Annotated in this window: 23 protein-coding genes; 18 read left to right on the top strand and 5 right to left on the bottom strand. The window is 63.8% G+C overall.

Annotation, left to right across the window (positions count from 1 at the left end; genetic code table 11):
• The first annotated feature begins 6 nt into the window (after positions 1–6).
• Complete coding sequence (locus AC0L2F_RS11095; RefSeq protein ID WP_473248387.1) at positions 7–396, top strand: hypothetical protein; 390 nt, start codon at positions 7–9, stop codon at positions 394–396.
• A gap of 222 nt (positions 397–618) precedes the next feature.
• On the opposite strand, the gene AC0L2F_RS11100 is transcribed toward AC0L2F_RS11095, so the two are convergent.
• Positions 619–1,812 carry an amidohydrolase family protein gene (locus AC0L2F_RS11100; RefSeq protein WP_473248388.1) on the bottom strand — a complete coding sequence of 398 codons (1,194 nt, stop codon included), beginning with the start codon at positions 1,810–1,812 and terminating at the stop codon, positions 619–621.
• 156 nt (positions 1,813–1,968) lie between these two features.
• On the opposite strand from AC0L2F_RS11100, the gene AC0L2F_RS11105 reads away from it, so the two are divergent.
• The 8 genes from AC0L2F_RS11105 (at position 1,969) to AC0L2F_RS11140 (ending at position 5,862) form a co-directional block, all read left to right on the top strand.
• Positions 1,969–2,742, top strand: a complete 774-nt coding sequence (locus AC0L2F_RS11105) for a ferredoxin--NADP reductase (RefSeq protein ID WP_007608907.1) — start codon at positions 1,969–1,971, stop codon at positions 2,740–2,742.
• Positions 2,743–2,848: 106 nt separating this feature from the next.
• Entirely contained in the window at positions 2,849–3,175 is a 327-nt protein-coding gene (locus AC0L2F_RS11110) for a hypothetical protein (protein WP_007608909.1), read from the top strand.
• Between the two features lie 109 nt (positions 3,176–3,284).
• On the top strand, positions 3,285–4,541 hold the full coding sequence (locus tag AC0L2F_RS11115; protein ID WP_473248389.1) for a cytochrome P450: 1,257 nt from the start codon (positions 3,285–3,287) through the stop codon (positions 4,539–4,541).
• A gap of 138 nt (positions 4,542–4,679) precedes the next feature.
• The gene (locus tag AC0L2F_RS11120; RefSeq protein ID WP_007608911.1) at positions 4,680–4,862 is read left to right on the top strand and encodes a hypothetical protein; all 183 of its coding nucleotides are present in this window, start codon (positions 4,680–4,682) and stop codon (positions 4,860–4,862) included.
• Positions 4,863–4,874: 12 nt separating this feature from the next.
• Positions 4,875–5,075, top strand: coding sequence for a hypothetical protein (locus tag AC0L2F_RS11125; RefSeq protein WP_473248390.1), 201 nt, complete (start codon positions 4,875–4,877; stop codon positions 5,073–5,075).
• Positions 5,076–5,078: 3 nt separating this feature from the next.
• Positions 5,079–5,306, top strand: coding sequence for a hypothetical protein (locus tag AC0L2F_RS11130; protein ID WP_473248391.1), 228 nt, complete (start codon positions 5,079–5,081; stop codon positions 5,304–5,306).
• A gap of 15 nt (positions 5,307–5,321) precedes the next feature.
• A complete protein-coding gene (locus AC0L2F_RS11135; RefSeq protein WP_007608913.1) occupies positions 5,322–5,585 on the top strand; it encodes a hypothetical protein in 264 nt (87 codons plus the stop codon).
• 34 nt (positions 5,586–5,619) lie between these two features.
• Complete coding sequence (locus tag AC0L2F_RS11140) at positions 5,620–5,862, top strand: hypothetical protein (protein ID WP_007608914.1); 243 nt, start codon at positions 5,620–5,622, stop codon at positions 5,860–5,862.
• 37 nt (positions 5,863–5,899) lie between these two features.
• On the opposite strand, the gene AC0L2F_RS11145 is transcribed toward AC0L2F_RS11140, so the two are convergent.
• On the bottom strand, positions 5,900–7,150 hold the full coding sequence (locus tag AC0L2F_RS11145; protein WP_473248392.1) for a DUF763 domain-containing protein: 1,251 nt from the start codon (positions 7,148–7,150) through the stop codon (positions 5,900–5,902).
• Between the two features lie 126 nt (positions 7,151–7,276).
• Between AC0L2F_RS11145 and AC0L2F_RS11150 the strand changes: the two genes are divergently transcribed.
• Positions 7,277–8,425: a mechanosensitive ion channel family protein gene (locus AC0L2F_RS11150; protein ID WP_473248393.1), complete on the top strand. Its 1,149-nt coding sequence runs from the start codon at positions 7,277–7,279 to the stop codon at positions 8,423–8,425.
• 84 nt (positions 8,426–8,509) lie between these two features.
• Here the strand turns inward: AC0L2F_RS11150 and AC0L2F_RS11155 are convergent, their stop codons facing one another.
• Positions 8,510–9,490 (bottom strand): tripartite tricarboxylate transporter substrate binding protein, encoded by a 981-nt coding sequence (locus tag AC0L2F_RS11155; protein WP_473248394.1) that lies wholly within the window; start codon positions 9,488–9,490, stop codon positions 8,510–8,512.
• A gap of 111 nt (positions 9,491–9,601) precedes the next feature.
• Between AC0L2F_RS11155 and AC0L2F_RS11160 the strand changes: the two genes are divergently transcribed.
• The 6 genes from AC0L2F_RS11160 to AC0L2F_RS11185 all read left to right on the top strand — a co-directional run bounded on the left by AC0L2F_RS11160 (position 9,602) and on the right by AC0L2F_RS11185 (position 14,509).
• Positions 9,602–10,312 (top strand): TetR/AcrR family transcriptional regulator, encoded by a 711-nt coding sequence (locus AC0L2F_RS11160; protein WP_007608919.1) that lies wholly within the window; start codon positions 9,602–9,604, stop codon positions 10,310–10,312.
• A gap of 29 nt (positions 10,313–10,341) precedes the next feature.
• Complete coding sequence (locus AC0L2F_RS11165) at positions 10,342–11,226, top strand: amidohydrolase family protein (protein WP_473248395.1); 885 nt, start codon at positions 10,342–10,344, stop codon at positions 11,224–11,226.
• Between the two features lie 75 nt (positions 11,227–11,301).
• On the top strand, positions 11,302–12,015 hold the full coding sequence (locus AC0L2F_RS11170) for a PIG-L deacetylase family protein (RefSeq protein ID WP_473248396.1): 714 nt from the start codon (positions 11,302–11,304) through the stop codon (positions 12,013–12,015).
• Complete coding sequence (locus AC0L2F_RS11175) at positions 12,012–12,704, top strand: 4-carboxy-4-hydroxy-2-oxoadipate aldolase/oxaloacetate decarboxylase (protein WP_473248397.1); 693 nt, start codon at positions 12,012–12,014, stop codon at positions 12,702–12,704. Before AC0L2F_RS11170 ends, AC0L2F_RS11175 begins: the two co-directional genes overlap by 4 nt.
• 12 nt (positions 12,705–12,716) lie before the next feature.
• Positions 12,717–13,586 (top strand): substrate-binding domain-containing protein, encoded by an 870-nt coding sequence (locus AC0L2F_RS11180; protein WP_473248398.1) that lies wholly within the window; start codon positions 12,717–12,719, stop codon positions 13,584–13,586.
• The gene (locus AC0L2F_RS11185) at positions 13,586–14,509 is read left to right on the top strand and encodes a DUF1932 domain-containing protein (RefSeq protein ID WP_473248399.1); all 924 of its coding nucleotides are present in this window, start codon (positions 13,586–13,588) and stop codon (positions 14,507–14,509) included. Before AC0L2F_RS11180 ends, AC0L2F_RS11185 begins: the two co-directional genes overlap by 1 nt.
• Positions 14,510–14,521: 12 nt before the next feature.
• Here AC0L2F_RS11185 and AC0L2F_RS11190 read toward each other — a convergent pair whose 3' ends face one another.
• Positions 14,522–14,833, bottom strand: coding sequence for a hypothetical protein (locus AC0L2F_RS11190; protein WP_007608928.1), 312 nt, complete (start codon positions 14,831–14,833; stop codon positions 14,522–14,524).
• A gap of 212 nt (positions 14,834–15,045) precedes the next feature.
• Complete coding sequence (locus AC0L2F_RS11195) at positions 15,046–16,287, bottom strand: amidohydrolase family protein (protein ID WP_473248400.1); 1,242 nt, start codon at positions 16,285–16,287, stop codon at positions 15,046–15,048.
• A gap of 143 nt (positions 16,288–16,430) precedes the next feature.
• Between AC0L2F_RS11195 and AC0L2F_RS11200 the strand changes: the two genes are divergently transcribed.
• Both AC0L2F_RS11200 and AC0L2F_RS11205 read left to right on the top strand, forming a co-directional pair.
• Positions 16,431–16,850: a nuclear transport factor 2 family protein gene (locus AC0L2F_RS11200; protein ID WP_473248401.1), complete on the top strand. Its 420-nt coding sequence runs from the start codon at positions 16,431–16,433 to the stop codon at positions 16,848–16,850.
• A gap of 178 nt (positions 16,851–17,028) precedes the next feature.
• Positions 17,029–17,937: an amino acid ABC transporter substrate-binding protein gene (locus AC0L2F_RS11205; RefSeq protein WP_007608938.1), complete on the top strand. Its 909-nt coding sequence runs from the start codon at positions 17,029–17,031 to the stop codon at positions 17,935–17,937.
• Positions 17,938–17,977 lie beyond the last annotated feature (40 nt).

Raw genomic sequence — 17,977 nt, forward strand, 5'->3', positions numbered from 1 at the left:
TTCGGTATGAGAGCGGCGACCCGGTTTGCGATGGCTCTGAGTATGAGTGCGGTGCTGGCGGGCGAGTGTGCTCCCGCTCTGGCTGCGCAAGCCTATGAGGGGTTCTGGGCGTCAACCAAAAAGGATTGCCGCGACCAGGACAGCGCCAACCGCATGAGCATCGAGGGCGGCAACCGCCTCTATTGGTACGAGACCCGGTGCCGCGCCAGCGAGATCACCGCCGATGGAAAGCTCAGCTGGAAAATGAAGCTCGCTTGCGAAGGCGAGGGCGAGAAGTATCGTTCCAGTCCCCGTGTTTCCATTGCCGCTGATGGCAAGCTGGTGATGGACAACAGCCCGGTCGGGCAAGGCAAGCGCCAGACCTACGTGCGTTGTGAAATCGCAAAACCGCGGTGATGCCCTTACGTCTTCCCTGGCCATTTGGCGCGATAGCGGATTTCGCTGCCGTCGGCGAGCCGCCGCCACGTTCCGAACTCCGGCGTATGCGGAGCCCAGGCCGTCAGTCTTCATGTTTGCCTCGACGCCCAGCAATGAACTGCCTGCATTAGACGCAGCAGGCTGGCGACTTGTTCAATGCTTTCCGGGGCCCGCGCGGAGCGGCGAGCCGCTCCGGCTGCGTCACTTCGCCACCACCTCCGGCACCCTGCCGGCCGGCGGGGTGTTGCGGCTGCGCTGGGTGCGCACAATGCCGTCGATGATGGTCATGCCGATGCCGGGGAGGTCGCCGAGTTGGACGCTGTCCAAAATGTTCTTGCCGGCCGAGTGCTGCGCCTTGTCCATGATGACGAAGTCGGCGGAACGACCGACTTCGATCAGGCCGCAATCCAGTTCGCGCATCCGCGCCGTGTTGCCGGTGGCAAGGCAAAACGCGACCTCGGCCGGCAGGTCGCCAAGCGAGGACAGCATCGAGACCATGCGGAGAATGCCGAGCGGCTGCACGCCGGAGCCGGCCGGTGCGTCGGTGCCGAGGATGACGCGATGCAGATCGCCCATCTCGCGCGCGATGCGCAACGTGAACAGCGCCGAGCGCTCATTGCCGTTGTGCACGAGTTCGAGGCCGCGCTTGCAGCCCTCGCAGATGCAGCGGATCTGGTCGTCGGGAAGCGCGGTGTGGCCGCCATTGATGTGGCCAACCACGTCGGTGTCGGCCTCCAGCACCACGTCCTTGTCGATCAGGCCCGAGCCGGGGATCGAGGGACCGCCGGTGTGGATCGTGCTCTGGATGCCGTATTTGCGGGCCCAGCCGACCATTTTTCGCGCGGTGGGGCCGTCCTTGACGCCGCCCAGGCCCACTTCGCCGAGCAGCTTGACGCCGGCTGCGGCCAACTCCTTGAAGTCCTCCTCGACCATCTCGCATTCGATCACAGGCGCGCCGGCGTGAACCTTCACGCCGCCGGGCCGCAGATTCCAGAATGCGCGCTGTGCGAAGATCGCCATCGCCTTCAACCCGACGACGTCGCGCGGGCGGCCGGGCATATGCACCTCGCCGGCGGAAACCATCGTGGTGACGCCGCCATGCAAATTGCTGTCGATCCAGCCGATCTGGTTCTGGCGAGGCGTCCAGTCGCCCGCAACAGGGTGGACATGGCTGTCGATGAGGCCGGGCGCCACCGTGGTGCCGTTGGCCTCGACGATGGTGGTCGCGCCTTCGGTGTTGAGGTCCTTGAAGCGGCCGATCGCGGTGATCTTGCCGTTCTCGGCGACGATGGTGTCACCATCCAGGATCGGCTTTTCCAGCGCGCCGGACAGGATCAGGCCGATATTGCGGATCACGAGCTTCGAGGGTCCGGTGGCCTGGGGTGCATGCGCCATGGAATGGGTCCTTGTCCTTAACTGCAACGCTTCCGATCTTGGGCAGCCTTGACCGCGGGATCAAGCCGGATTATTCATTAGTATACAAATGATCGTGTACAAACGACGCATAGCTGCCGCCTTGAAAACCGCCACGACGCGCAACGGAAGGGTGAGATGAGCAATTTCAATCAGGAAGCCGTTTTGAGCGTCCATCACTGGACCGACACGCTGTTCTCCTTCAAGACCACCCGCAGCCCGACCTTCCGCTTTCGCAACGGCGAATTCACCATGATCGGCCTCAAGGTCGGCGAGAAGCCGCTGCTGCGGGCCTACAGCGTCGCCAGCGCCAATTACGAGGACACGCTGGAGTTCTTCTCGATCAAGGTGCCGGACGGCCCGCTCACCTCACGGCTCCAGCATCTCAAGGAAGGCGACGAGATCATCGTCAGCCGCAAGGCCACCGGCACGCTGGTGATCGACAATCTGGAGGACGGCCGCAACCTCTACCTCATCGGCACCGGTACGGGCCTTGCGCCGTTCCTGAGCGTGATCAAGGACCCCGAAACCTACGAGCGGTTCGAAAAGGTGGTGTTGCTGCACGGTTGCAGGCACGTGAAGGAGCTCGCCTATGGCGAGATGATCACCGAGACGCTGCCGAAGGACGAGCTGATCGGCGAGTACATCCGCAACCAGTTGATCTACTATCCGACCGTGACGCGTGATCCCTTCCGCAATCGCGGCCGCATCACCGACCTCATCACCTCGGGCAAGCTGTTTTCCGATATCGGCCTGCCGGCCCTGGAAGCCGCCCACGACCGCGTCATGATCTGCGGCAGCCCGGCGCTGGTGGCGGATACCCGCGTGCTCCTTGGCGAGCGGGGGCTGATCGAGGGCAATCACGGCGAGCCGGCCCAATTCGTGGTCGAAAAGGCCTTCGCCGAACGCTAGGCCCGGAATTTTCGCGCAATAAGACCGTATTTTCGCCGCCGGACGCCCGTTGCGGCGCCGATTCGGCGCGCGATACACTGCGGGAACGAATCAGCGGAGTTCCCACATGGTTGCGGACAGCGACAGCAACATCGCCTGGCACCGGGTTCAGTTGAAGAAGAACCGCGCCGAGCTGAAGGCGCTCGAGACCGCGCGCTTCACGATGGGCGAGATCGCGTCTTCGAAGCGGAACGGCCAGACCCAGAAGGCGGTCGGGGAACTCAAGCGCAAGATCGCGCAATCCGAGCGCGCCATCGCCGATCACGACAAGCGCACGCGCCGGCCGCTCACCACCGACCTGCAAAGCCTCAGCAAAGGCAGCTGGAGCAATTGGGACGCCTACACCAACCAGCAGCAGCGCAAGATCGGCCCGCGTTCGCCCGGGCGGGGGTAGACTCGGCTCTCACGCCTGCACCGAAGCCGAAGCGGAGGTTCCGTACCTCTTGCGCGGGCAATGACGGGCACCATCTCGGTGAGGCGCCATCAACCGCTCCGGTGATCACATGGCACCACGCCTCGATTTCACCAGCGAGGCCTTCTTTCGCGATCCGCCCAAGGCGATCGCAACGTTGCGTATGTCCGGTCCTGTGGTCGCAGCGCGATTTCCTCTCGTCGGTCATGTCTGGATCACCACGACCCACGAGGCCACGGCGCAGGTGCTGAAGGACGGCACCAATTTCACGCTGCGCAAGGAGGATGGCGACGTCGCAGGTCTGCGCTGGTGGATGCCGAACTACGTCAAGACCATCGCCAACAACATGCTGACGATGGACGAGCCGGACCACACAAGGCTGCGCAGCATCGTGGACGAGGCCTTCCGCCGCCGCGCGATCGTCGCGATGGAGCCGCGCATCCGCGCCATCGCGGACGGTCTCGCCGACGAGCTGTTCTCGGCAGGAAGCCCGGCCGATCTCGTCCAGCGCTATGCCCGCATCCTGCCGCTCGCGGTGATCTCCGAGCTGCTCGGATTGCCGTGGGCCGATCGCCCTCGCTTCATCGCCTGGGCCAATACGATGTCCTCGCTTACGAACGTCGCCAGCTTCTTCCGCCTGCTGTTTGCGTTCCGCAAGATGCGAGCCTACCTCGAACGGCAGCTGCAGATTGCCCGCGTGCGGGGCGGCGAGGGCCTGATCGCGGAGCTGGTCCAGGTCGAGCGTGAGGGCGGCCAGATCACGCCGGACGAAATGGTGTCGATGGTGTTCCTGCTGCTCGCGGCGGGCTCGGAGACCACCACGCATCTCATCAGCGGTTCTGCCCACGAGCTCCTCAGAAATCCCAGCGTTCGCGACTGGCTTGCGCAGGACTGGGGCCGCGTCGGACTTGCGGTGGAGGAATTCCTGCGCTTCGTATCGCCCGTGCAGTTCTCCAAGCCGCGCTACGTGAGGCGGGATATCGAGCTCGCGGGCGTGCGTCTCAACAAGGGCGATCGCGTCATGGTGATGCTCGCCGCCGCGAACATGGACCCGGCGATGCATGATCATCCCGACAGCCTCGATCTCGCGCGCAAGCCGAACCGTCACATGTCCTTCGGAACGGGAATCCATTTCTGCCTCGGCCATCAACTCGCCCGGATCGAGGCCGCGTGCGCTCTGGAAGCGCTGTTCGTGCGATGGCCGAAACTTGGCTTTGCTGTGGACGTGTCTCAGATCCACTGGCGCAAACGACCGGGCCTGCGTGCGATCGCGAACCTCCCTGTCGTGCCGGACGGTCACGGAGCAGCCGGATCGATGATGGTTCATTCGCAGCCAGCGGCCTGCTGAAACTTACACGCTTGCGAAAATTTTCTCTGCATTCGTCGCTAGGAACGGCATGTCGTTTCTCTAGTTGTTTTTGGGACATCGGAAGTCGCGATGAGTTCCTCCGGACGATGTCGCAGATCAACAACAGGAGACAGCATCATGACCGGCAAGATGCCACCTGTTCCCGCCGAGAGCCAAAGCCCGAAGGGAACCGGCGACAGCAAGCAAGTGTCCTCGACTGCCCCGCGAGGCCAGCAGCGTGCGCAAAACCCGGACCAGCAAGGGCAGCAGGGCAACATCAAGCAGAACACCACCAACCAAGGCTATCAGCAAGATCGCTGAGGAGCGGACCTCATGTCGACATCCACCAAGACACCGAACAGCATCCGTCAGGGCGGACCTGGCGCATCGCATGAGAATGCGAAGGCACCGCTCGAAGTGAAAAAGCCACCGGCGGACGACCCGCAGCGCAACCGCAGCCGCGTTTCCGGCGGAGGTGGCGAGCACGATTCACACCACAGACATGACGAGGCCGGAAAAGGCGGAGGCAGGTAAGGCATGAGCAATAAGCAACCCAAACTCTACGCACCGACCGAAAAGGATCTGTACGACAATCCCATGATCGGCGGATCAAAGGGCGCAACGATGGCCGGTATCTCGCCTGAGGACCTCGAGAACGCCTTGGGCGAGAACACGATCGAAGGCGACGTCGAGAACGATGTAAACGCCGCTGGCGGCATCGACAAGGACGTCGCGCGCAGTGGCGCGCGCCGACGAGACCGATAGCTCCGGAGGACGAGCATGCAAGGCAAGAAGACTCACGAGCAACAAGTTCGCATCCTCGAGCGCAAGCCGGATGTTCCAGACGCGCGAGAGCTTGAGCGGGCCCTCGGCCACAATCCGGAGGACACCGCCGTTCACCGAGCGAGACCTGAGGCACGACAGAGTGAATTCCCGGTGAGCCGAGGCGGCCTCAACCAGGAAAGCGACCACAACAAGCACAACGATTCCGGCCAAAGCGGACACAAGCCCCCGAAACCGACGCCGGCACAACAGAAGCACTGAGTTGCACGGGCGATCAAAGCAAGAGGAGAGACCGATGCCAGGTGGTCATGGCAGCAAGACGCATTTCAGATCGGGCATGCACGGCAAGGGCGACGGCACGGGTGCCATGACGGACGTGCCAAAGGAGAAGATCGGCGACAACATGGTGCTGTCAAACCGCGACAAGAAGCAGCATTCCGACATTCGCGGCATGGACGGCAAGTCGATCCAGACGGATCAATATCAGGATCACTCGGCCAACCGGCTCGACGAGGAGTCGGGCACCGACGAGACCTGAGAGCGGCGTTCCTCCCGCTGAACTCGCGGACCGGTCTTCAGCCGGTCCGCTTTTTTGTCGATGCCAAGTCGCGTTCCCAGCCGAACACGGAGCGACCGTCGAGATCGGGCGAGGCCGCACGCTCTCCGGAGATGAACTCTTCCACTGACGGCCCACGCGCGGTGCGCTCCAGCCGCCGCGCCTGGTCGTCGAGGCGCTTGATCGCCTGCATCTCTTCCTCGCGCCCGAGCTTTGCGTTCTGGATCGCGCCCTTCAGCACGCGAATGGTTTCGTCATAGACCTTGATTGGAACAGGGTAGGGATGCCGGTCCTTGCCGCCATGGGCGAGCGAGAAGCGGGCGGGATCATTGAAGCGGTAGGGCGCGCCGTGCACCACTTCGGCGACCATCGCCAGCGAACGCACGGTGCGCGCGCCGACACCGGGCGTCAGCAGCAGCTCCGGAAAGTCGACCGGGCCGCGCTCGGCCGCGGCCGCGAGTGTGCCGTGCAGGCGACGCGCGAAGACATCCTTTGGCCGCACATCGTGATGCGCGGGCATGATCAGGTGCGGCAGTATCCCCTGCGCGGGCTCTGGCGCAGTCCCGGTGAGCCGCTCGAATTCGGAAAGGATGCGATCCGGGCCAAGATCGCTCAGAAGCTCGAGCTGCGCGGCGCGCGAGATCTCGGCGCGATGGTCGGTGAGATTGACGATCTCGCCTTGCAGCGGTCCGTCGATCGCGCTGTGCGGCGTATCGACAAAACTCTTCAGCGCCTCGGAATGCCAGTGATAGCGGCGGGCCTGTCGCTTGTCGCCGTTCATGCCCTGCTGCACCACGGTCCATTTGGCGTCGGCGGTGACGAAGAAGCCGTGGAGGTAAAGGTCAAAGCCGTCCTGGACCGCGGCGCTATCCACCTTCGCCACGAGGCGACTCGCACGCGTGAGCTTTGCGCCATCGAAGCCGACGCGGTCGCCGAGCTGCATCAGCTCGTCGGGGGTCTTGCGCGAATGCTGGCCACGCCCGCCGCAGACGTAGATTCCGAGCTCATCCTGGAGCGGGCCTAGACCCCGCTTCAGCGCGCCTATCACGGAGGTCGTGATGCCGGAGGAGTGCCAGTCCATCCCCATCACAGCACCGAATGACTGGAACCAGAATGGGTGCGAGAGCCGCTGGAGGAATGCATCGCGCCCGTAGTGATGGACGATCGCCTGTGTGATGATCGCGCCCAGCGAAGACATGCGGGTCGCCAGCCAGGGTGGAACCCGGCCGGCGTGAAGGGGAAGATCGGCGCTGCCGGTCCGTCGAGTCATGGTTGATCAGACATAGCGCAGTTCGGCGATGATTGCACCAGAGGGATGCTGCATTGCACCGAACGGGGGAGCGAACCACGCTGCAATGCGTTGAACGGCAAGCGCGACGCAAATGCGGGGACTTTAATGAATCGGCAGACCCTTTTGGCCGACATCGACAGGACGTTCGGGTGGATACCGTCGTGGTTCGTCGGCCTCTGTCTGGTCGCTGGCGCGATTCTGATGGCCCTGTCGATCTATCGCCTCTCGGTTTGGCTGTTCAACCGCGCTTTCGGAACCCGCCTCCCGCTCATGCGCGTGTTCATCGAGCGCACGGCGGGCCCCGCTCAGCTGGCCCTCTGTCTTGCTGCCGTGGCGTTGGTGCTGCCGCTCGCGCCGCTGGACGACGCCTTCCGCACGCCGCTGACGCGCCTGTTCGTCGTCGCCTTCATCGCGCTGATCGGCTGGATCTCGATCCGGATCGTGGATATGAGCGCGGCACGGTATCTCCTGAACTTTCGCGACGTCACCGAGAATTTCGTCGCGCGCAAGCACGTCACCCAGGTCCGCGTCTTCAAGCGCGTCACCGATATCATCATCGTCATCATCACGGTGTCGACCGCGCTGATGACGTTCGACTCGGTCAGGCAATACGGCGTCAGCCTGTTCGCCTCCGCCGGTGCCGCGGGTATCATCGTTGGTCTTGCCGCCCGGCCGCTGCTGAGCAATCTGATCGCGGGCATGCAGATCGCGATCACCCAGCCGATCCGCATCGAGGACGCGGTCATCATCGAGAATGAGTGGGGCTGGGTCGAGGACATCGCCTCAACCTATGTAGTGATCCGGCTGTGGGACTGGCGCCGCATGGTGGTGCCGCTGTCCTATTTTATCGAAAAGCCATTCCAGAACTGGACCCGCGACACCGCGTCCCTGATCGGCGTGATTGCGTTCCATGTCGATTATCGCGCCGACGTGCCGCGGATCCGGCGCTGGTTGGAGGAGGCGGTGAAGCAGTCCAAGCTATGGGACGGCGAGGTGGTCAATCTCCAGGTAGTCGATGCGGATTCGCGCACCATCGAGCTCCGCGCCCTCGTCAGCGCCAGGAATGCGCCGCAGTCCTGGGACCTTCGCTGCGAGATGAGGGAGAAGCTCATCGCCTTCATCCGCGACGAGATGCCGGAAGCGCTGCCGCGCGAGCGCGCGATCCTGATTCCGTCGGGAGGAGGCGACGATGACGCCAATTTCGTGCGGCGTCCCGCGCCGCCGGAAGAGATGCGGGCGAGCGCACGCAATTGACCTACTCGGCGGTCGCCTTGGTCGCATCGCGCAGCCGGACTGCGCTGGATCGTGTCCAGCGCGTCGGTCCTCATGCGAAGCACCTCATTGCGCTCGGATATCGGCGGCCTTCAGCACCGGCTCCCATTTGGCCGCCTCGGCATGCATGTAGGCGTCGAATTCCCTGGACGAAGAGCCGACCGGGGCTGCGCCGATCTTGCTGAGTGTCGACAGTACGTTCGGGTCCTGCAGCGCCGCCTTCAGATCGGTTTCGAGCTTCGCCACGGTCTCCGGCGGCATTTTCGCCGGGCCAAGGACGCCCCACCAGACCGAAACATCGTAACCTGGCACGCCGGACTCGGCGACAGTCGGAACATTCGGCAGCGCCTTCGAGCGTTCGGCCGAGGTCACCGCGAGCGCGCGCACCGGGCCGCCTTCGATCTGGCTGATGGCTTCGGCAAGGGGATTGATGCTGAGCGGGATGTCGCCCGCGATCACGGCGGTCAGCGCGGGCGCGCCGCCCTTGTAGGGGATCGCGACGATCTTGGTGCCGGACATGTATCTCAACAGCTCACCGGCGAGATGCGCCGAGGTGCCGTTGCCGGACATGCCGTAGGAAAGCTTGTCAGGGTCCTTCTTCGCCGCAGCGAGGAGATCGCCGAGCGTCTTGTAGGGGCTGTCCTTGGCGACGACGATCGCGAGCGGCGAGGAGGCGGCTTCGGTGATCGCGGTAAAATCCCTGAACGTGTCGTAGGGCACGCTCGGATAAATGAACTGGTTGAGCGGATGACCGCTGGCGACCAGGATCAGCGTGTAGCCGTCGGGGGCGGCTTGCGTCAGTGCCTGTGAGGCGATGATGCCGCCGGCGCCGGGGCGGTTGTCGATCACCGGCTGCTGGCCCCAGGTCTTCGTCAACGCCTGTCCGAGCGTGCGCGCGAGCACGTCGACCGCGCCACCGGCAGCATAGGGCACCAGGATGTGAACCGGCTTGCTCGGATAGCTGTCGGCGGCCTGCGCGGCGCTGCCTCCCAGCAGAAGACCGGCACTCAGCATCAAGCTGCCGATCTTTTTGTTGAAATCCAGCATTTTCCAGCACTCCTTGCGAGCGTTGCGTGCCGTCGATCTTTCGAGCCGTCCGGACGCCGCCCGTGGTTTTTGTTGACGAGACCTGATCTTTTGTACGATAGTACAAATCACATGATGCGCAACCCCGCCAGCAAGGAAACGGCTCGCAAGCCGAACATGCGCGAGGCGATCCTCGCCGCGGCCGAGGAGCTGTTCGCCACCAACGGCTTCAACGCCGTGTCGGTGCGCGATATCGCACAGGCCGCCGGCGCCAATCCCGGCAGCATCACCTATCATTTCAAGACCAAGGACGGTCTGCTGCTGGAGATCTACCGGCGCCATTGCGGGCCAATGAATTTGCGCCGTTCAGAGTTGCTCGCCGCCGCCAAGCGCGTGCGCGATCTCCAGGACCGGCTCGAAGCCGTGGTGCGGGCCTATGTCGTGCCGGCCTTCACCTCGGGCAGTGATCTTGCCGGGGGCGGGGCGCGGTTCACGCGACTGCGCGCGGTGATGTCCGCAGAGGGCAATGAGGTCGCGCGAAAGATCATCGCGCAGACTTTTGACGACACCAGCCACGCCTTCATCGATGCTGTTCACGAAAGCCTGCCGCACGTCCCGCGCACCGACATCGTCTGGCGCAGCCACTTCCTGCTTGGTGCACTCTATTATTCGCTGGTGACGCCGGATCGCGTCTCGCGCCTGTCGCGCGGCGAGGCCGACGGTAGCGATGCCGCAAGCGCCATCGAGCAATTGGTGCAGGCCACCGTCGCCGCGTTCCAGGCGCCGGCACCCGATCAGGCTGCGCCGGCACGACGACGACCGGTCGTCAGCAGTAAGACTTGAACACGCGGTCTCGTTCGGCGGTTTATCTGATGGCAACCATGTACACGCCGACCATTCCGCCGCCCGATCCGAACACGCGCAGGCCGAAGTTCAAGCTGCCGAAGCTGTCTTGCGACGCGCATTGCCACATCTTCGGGCCCGGCGCGAAATACCCCTACGCGCCGGACCGTTCTTACACGCCGCCGGATGCGCCGCTCGCCGATTTCCGCGCGCTACATGCCAAGCTCGGCGTCGAACGTGCCGTCATCGTCAATGCCAGTGTGCACGGCACCGACAATACGGTGGCGCTGGACGCCATTGCGCAGAGCAACGGCGCCTACCGTGCGGTTGCCAATATCGACGACAGCGTCACCGAGCGCGGACTTCGCGTGCTGCACGAGGGCGGCTTCCGCGGCTGCCGCTTCAATTTCGTCCGCCATCTCGGCGGCGTTCCCGACAAGCGGGTGTTCGAACGCATCGTCGCGATGGTCGCGCCGCTCGACTGGCATATCGACCTGCATTTCGACGCGATCGATCTGCCCGAATATGCCGACACGCTGACAAGGCTGCCGCTGAGCTACACCATCGACCATATGGGACGGGTGAAGGCGTCCGAAGGGCTCGATCAGCTTCCGTTCAAGATCCTGATCGAGCTGATGCAGCGCGACGAGAAATGCTGGGTCAAGATCTGCGGCTCGGAGCGGGTGTCGTCGGTCGGTCCGCCGTTCACCGACGCGGTGCCGTTTGCGCGAAAGATCGTCGAGTCCGCGCCCGACCGGGTCATCTGGGGCACCGATTGGCCACATCCCAACGTCAAGACGATGCCGAACGACGGCGATCTCGTCGACCTGATCCCGCTGTTCGCGCCGGAGCCGGAGTATCAGCAGAAGATCCTCGTCGATAATCCAGCGCGCCTGTTCGAATTCGACCAATGACGGCGCTTGCGATCGACAAGCCGCGCGGCTTGATGAACTTATGACGTTGACGAACAGAAAAGGGGAGTTTGTCCCATGAAAACAGGTCTCGTGGTCACCGCCCATCCCGGCGATTTCGTCTGGCGCGCCGGCGGCGCCATCGCGCTGCATGCGAAGAAGGGCTATCGCATGAAGATCGTCTGCTTGTCCTACGGCGAGCGCGGCGAGAGCCAGTTCGCCTGGAAGGAGAAGGGTGCGACGCTGGAATCAGTCAAGGCCGGCCGCAAGGATGAGGCGGAGCGCGCAGCAAAGCTGCTCGGCGCGGAGATCGAGTTCTTCGACTGCGGCGACTATCCGCTGAAGCTGACGGAGGCGCATTTCGACCGCATGGTCGACATCTACCGCGAGCTCAATCCGAGCTTCGTGCTGACGCATGCGCTGGAGGACCCCTATAATTTCGATCATCCGAACGCGGCGCATTTCGCGCAGGAAACCCGCGTGGTCGCGCAGGCCATGGGCCACAAGCCCGGGGCGCGGTACAAATATTCGGCGCCGCCAGTGTTTCTGTTCGAGCCGCACCAGCCGGAGCAGTGCAATTACAAGCCGGACCTGCTCCTCAAGATCGACGAGGTCTGGAAGGAGAAGTATGAGGCATTCCAGATCCTCGCCGCGCAGAAGCATCTGTGGGGTTATTACGAGCGTGTCGCGCTCAACCGCGGCATCCAGGGCAGCCGTAACACCGGCGTTCCCATGACGTATGGCGAGGCCTATCAGCGCCTGTTCCCGACGGTAGCGGAGGAGCTGGCATGAAGCCGGTCGTCGTTCGCAACATTGAGCGAGCCGATCCCGCCGCCATGGCGGAGTACGGCGTCTCGACCGTGCACGAGGCCTATGGTCGGCTCGGCCTGATGAAGCCGTATCTGCGGCCGGTCTGGGCCGGCGCGGCGATCGCCGGCCCCGCCGTCACCGTACTGGCGCAGCCCGGCGACAACTGGATGATCCATGTCGCGGTCGAGCAGTGCAGGAAGGGCGACATCCTCGTCGTCGGCTGTACCACCGACAACACCGATGGCATGTTCGGTGAGCTGCTCGCAACCTCGTTGCAGGCGCGCGGCGTGCAGGGGCTGATCATCGATGCCGGCTGCCGCGACGTCAGGGCACTGCACGAGATGAAGTTTCCGGTGTGGTCGCGCGCGGTCTCGGCCAAGGGGACAGTGAAGGCGACGCTCGGCTCGGTCAATGTCCCCGTGGTCTGCGGCGGCGTCAACGTCGATCCTGGCGACATCATCGTGGCCGATGACGACGGCGTCGTGGTGGTGCCGAAGCGCTACGCGGCCGAGGTCGCCGCGAAGGCGAAGAAGCGCAACGTGGACGAAGGCGGCAAGCGCACGCGGCTAGCTTCGGGCGAGCTGGGCCTCGACATGTACAGCATGCGCGAGGCCCTGGCGAAGGCCGGGCTCGTCTATGTCGACAATCCCGAGGATGTCCAAAGCAATTAGCGGAGTGGGCCGATGGATCGTCTCAAGCTGAAGGCCGTGCTCGGCAGTCACCCCCATGTCCAGGCGGTCAAGAGCGGCGAGCTCCGCCCCGACCTGTTCGATCTCGATTTCATCGAGTACACGCCGACCAATACGGCGTTCAAGCCGATGGTGCGCGAGCAGGCCTTCGACGTCTGCGAGATGGCGATCGTCACCTATCTGATGGCGAAGGCGCATGGCAAGCCGCTGGTGCTGCTACCTGCCACCATGCTCGGCCGTTTCCAGCATTCCTATGCACTCCACAATCCGGAACGGGGAACGCTTGGGCCGTCCGATCTCGCAGGCAAGCGGGTCGGCATTCGCTCGTTCACGACGACGACCGGCGCCTGGATCAGGGGCATTCTCGCCAACGACTACGGCGTCAATCTCGACAAGATACGCTGGGTCACCTTCGAGGATCCGCACGTCGCCGAATATGTCGACTCCACCGAGCGCGCGCCGAAGGGCAAGAAGATCTTGCAGATGCTGATCGACGGCGAGCTCGATGCCGTCCTCGGCGAGGCCTCCGATGATCCCAAGCTGCAGACGCTGTTCCCCGATCCGGCCGCGGAAGCCGCCAAATGGTACGCGCGTCGCGGCGTCGTGCCGGTCAATCATCTCGTGGTCGTGCCCGATCAGCTGGCGAAATCGCGTCCTGACGTGGTTTCGGGCATTTATGATCTCCTCAAGCGGAGCAAGGTGCAGGCGGGACCTGCGGCAATGCCGGACCCTATTCCGTTCGGAATCGAAGCCAACAGGAAGCCGCTGGAGCTGATCGTGGACTATGCGTTCCAGCAGGCGCTGATCCCGCGCCGCTACGCGGTCGAGGAGCTGTTCGACGAGACGACGCGAGGATTGAACTGATGGCGGGTGATCCAAGACGATGGCAGATCGGACTGGTCGGTTACGGCGAGGTCGGCAGGATCCTGGCCGAGGATCTGCGCCAGCAGGACATCAAGGTCTCTGCCTATGACATCAAGCTCGGAGGCGAGCAGGGCGGTTCGCTGCAGGAGCATGCTGAAAAATTCGGTGTCTGGCTCGCAGCCTCGCACGCCGAGCTCACCGCCAAATCCGATTTCATCATCTCCGCGGTCACCGCGAGCCAGGCCGTGCCGGTGGCAAAGGCCTGCGCGGCCGCGATCAATCAGGGCACCTGGTTCCTGGATTTCAATTCGGCGTCTCCCGGCGCCAAGCAGCGCGCCGCCGCGCTGATCGATGGCGCCGCCGGACGCTATGTCGAGGGCGCGGTCATGACGTCGGTGCCGCCTTATCGCATCAAGGTGCCGCTGCTGCTCGGTGGTCCCGGCGCCAGGGAGCTGGAGCCGCTTTTGAACACGATCGGTTTTGCGGCAAAGGTTGCGAGCGACAAGCTCGGGGTTTCCTCGGCGGTGAAGATGTGCCGCAGCGTCATGATCAAGGGCCTGGAGGCCATGGTCATCGAAAGCTTTACCACCGCGCGCGCCTATGGAGTCGAGGATGCGGTGCTGGCTTCATTGGCGGAAACCTTTCCCACGATCGATTGGGAGAAGCAGGGCGCTTATTGCTTCCAGCGCGTGATCGAGCATGGCCGCCGCCGCGCCGAGGAAGTACGCGAGGTCGCCGGGACCGTGCGCGAAGCGGGGCTGGCGCCGTGGTCCGCGCAGGGCACTGCCGAGCGGCAAGCCTGGGTGGCGGACCTCGCCGACGAGGGCCTGTTTGGAATGAAGGGCACCGAGGAATTCGCCCGCAGCGCCGACTGGCGCACCGAGGCCGACCGAATCCTGGCGAAGATCAATCGCGAGAAATAGGGCGGCTCCTGCTCAGGACTTTGCCGTGCGACAGCCGGTGAGCTCGTCGCGGGCGCGTTCGATCAACGCCATCAGGTCTTCGGCCTTGCGGGCCAGCCGATCGTTCGCGACTTCGGTCCGGAATTCTGCGCGGATCGATCGAATACATTTGTCGGCGGTATCGAGCGTCAGGAGCATGCGCGTCAGGTCATCCTGTGTCCCGACGCCCGCCAGATCGAGCTCCGACAGGACGTGCCCGATGCCGTCGAGCCGCTTCACGGCAGCCTCGCTGGGCGTTCTCGCTCGCTTGGATTGGTAGTCGATGTCGCTGAATGCGCTGAACATGTCGATGCTTCCCCGTTGAATGCAGACATCAGTGCCGGTCCTACTATGACCGGCACCGCGGGACTTGCAATGCGCGCAGCTATCGAGAATCAGCAAGAATCTACTATCCGGGAATCTACCGGATTCGGAATTGCGGAACGATGAGCGGTAACATCGAACGGAAGCTGCTCGGAAATCAGCCGCCCTTCAATGCAGATATGCATTGAGAGTGATCAGGAGCCGGGGCCAAATAGAGTGGGCCGTTGCCGTGCAAAAGTCTGCCGACCCCGCTTGAAGCCCATCACGATATCCGGCAGCTCGGCGATCGCGAAGCGGCTGTCTTGCGTATCGAGCACGACGAGATCGGCAGGGTTTCCGACCTTGATGCCGTAATCCCCCAGGTTCATCAGCCGCGCCGGCAGCTCGGTCACGAGATCAAGGCAGGTATCGAAGTCGTTGACCGAGGCATGCGCCACGTTGGCGTAGAAATTCGCCATTCGCAGCAGTGAGGCGTCGCCGAACGGCGTGAAGGGATTGAGCACGTTGTTGGTCGCGACCGAGCACACCACGCCTTCGCCGGCGAGCTTGTGGGCGAGCGTCAACCCGCGTGGCGCGTTGTGGGTCGCCTCGCGCCCCATCAGATAGAGATCGGTCGCCGGCAGCACGGTGACGGCAACGCCAGCCTTTACGAGTTGCGCGGTGGCGGCCCTCAGCCGCTCCGGTGGCAGTGCGGAGAGTTTCGTCGCATGGCCGATTGCCACGCGCCCCCCGTAGTTGCGCCGCTCGGTCTGCCGGCAGACCTCGTCGAGGTGCCACCAGGAGGGATCGAGATCGAAATCGAGATGGAGATCGACGTCCACGTCGAACGCCTCGGCGAGGTCGAAGATGCGTGCGAGATGGGCGTTCGGGTCGGTGTCCGTGTAGGGACAGCCGCCGATCACCTCGCCGCCGTCGCGCAGCGCCTGGATCAGAAGCTCCTCGCTGCCGGTATCGTTGGTGAGGCCTTCCTGCGGAAAGACGCAGAGCGACAGGTCGATCGCCCAGGCATAGTCACGCTTCAGCGCCTTCACCGCCTCGAAGCCGCGCAAGCCGATACGCGGATCGATCTCGACGTGGGTTCGCATGCGCGTGGTGCCGTGGACGATGGCACGTTCGAGCACCCGGGCGCCGCGCGCGTAGACGTCCTCGACCGAGAAATCCTTCTTCATCCCGGAGACGGCGCGGATCGCTTCGGAGACGCTGCCGTGATCATGCCCGCAGCGGCCGAGCAGGCAGGCCTTGTCCAGATGGATGTGGCTGTCCACGAAGCCGGGCAGGGCGAGCCGCCCGCCGACATCGACCTCGACGGCCTCGCAGGCGAGCGTGGGTTCGATGGCAGTGATCCGGCCGCGCGTGACGCCGATGTCCATTGGGTCGGCGGCACCACGCAGCAAGGCGTTGCGAAAGATGAGGTCAAAGGCGGGTTGCGTGGTCATGGCTCTTGCGGAAGGAATTTAGTGCGGTCGGCCGCGTTTGGCGGCTCCAGATTGTCGGCAGTGTAGCGACGGAAATGTTCAAAATATATGCACGTATTCCCCGAGCGCGGCGTTAGTATTCCGCAAACTCGGGAGAATGAACCATGTCCGCTACCGCAAAAGCCGAAGCCGGTCCGTCGTCTGACGCGGGGATCGTTGAAGCCTATCTCACGGCGTCGATGATCCCCGATCCGGACGCCGCGGCGGCCTATATGGCGCCGGGCACGGTGATCACCTTTACCGGCGGGCGCGAGTTCGATCATCCGCGCGGCCCGACCGGTTTCAACGCCAAGCGCTACCGCTGGGTCAAGAAGAAGATGGACCGGTTCGACGTCTGCCCCGGCGACGGCGAGACCGTGGTCTATAGCGTGGGCACGCTCTACGGCGAATGGATGGATGGGACCTCATTCGAGGGTAACCGCTACGTTGATCGCTTCGTGGTCCGGAATGGCCAGATCACCAAGATGGATGTCTGGAACGACAGCGCCGAGCGCATCTTGGTCCAGCGCGGTATCGACGCGTAAGCGCCATCCTGGGGCTTGAGCCACCCTGACTCCAGGGAGACAAACCGCCAGTCACCGTATCGCAAGCCGCGATAGCTGATAGACGCAAGCTCGTCTGGCGGCTGCGGCGCGCCTGCGCTATCAACGGTGCGATTGCTGCGCCCGGCATGGAGGCGTGAGCCTCCTCGAGGAGTTCCCGATGCGTTTACCCACTGTTGTCCTGGCTCTCACATGTCTTGCGACTGCCGCCTCCGCCGAAGACCTGTCGGGCACGCTTCAGAAGGTCAAAGAGACCAAGAAGATCACGCTGGGCTATCAGGAGGCCTCGGTCCCATTCAGCTATCTCGACGGCAACCAGAAGCCGGTCGGCTTTGCCATGGATATCTGTCTCAGGATCGTGGATGCCGTGAAGAAGCAGCTCGGCATGCCCGACATCGCCGTCGATACCCTCGCCGTGACGTCGTCGAACCGGATTCCGCTGATGGTCAACGGGACGCTCGACCTGCATTGCTCGGCGACCACCAACAATGCCGATCGCCAGAAGCAGGTCGCCTTCACCAACACGCACTTCCTCAGCGCAACGCGATTTGCGGCCAAGAAAGCCGCAAAAATCAACACCATCGATGATCTCAAGGGCAAGGCGGTGACGGCGGTGGCCGGCTCGGTCAACCTGACGCAGCTCGCCAAGGTCAACACCGAGCGCAATCTCGGCATCAACGTGATGCCGGCCAAGGACCAGGCCGAAGCCTTCCTGCTGCTGGAAACCGATCGCGCCCAGGCCTACGCGCTCGACGACGTGCAGCTCGCGGTCGCGATCGCGCGCTCGAAGGAGCCGCAGCTCTTCATGATCAGCGAGGAGACGTTCTCGAAGCCGGAGCCTTACGGGATCATGCTGCGGCGGGAAGACGCGCCGTTCAAGGCGCTCGCCGATCGCGCGACCGCGGAGCTGTACGCGAGCCAGGAGATCGAGGTCCTCTACAAGAAGTGGCTGGAATCGCCGACGCCGCCGAACGGCCTCAACTACAACGTCCCGATGTCGGGCGCCTTGCGCAACGCCTTCAAGAAGCCGAGCTCAAGCTTCGACCCGGATGTCTACGTGGTGAACTGAGGCGAGGGCTGTCGCCGCCGGAAGCGTGTTGCGCGCAAGC

This window comes from Bradyrhizobium sp. Ken64 (assembly GCF_055807555.1).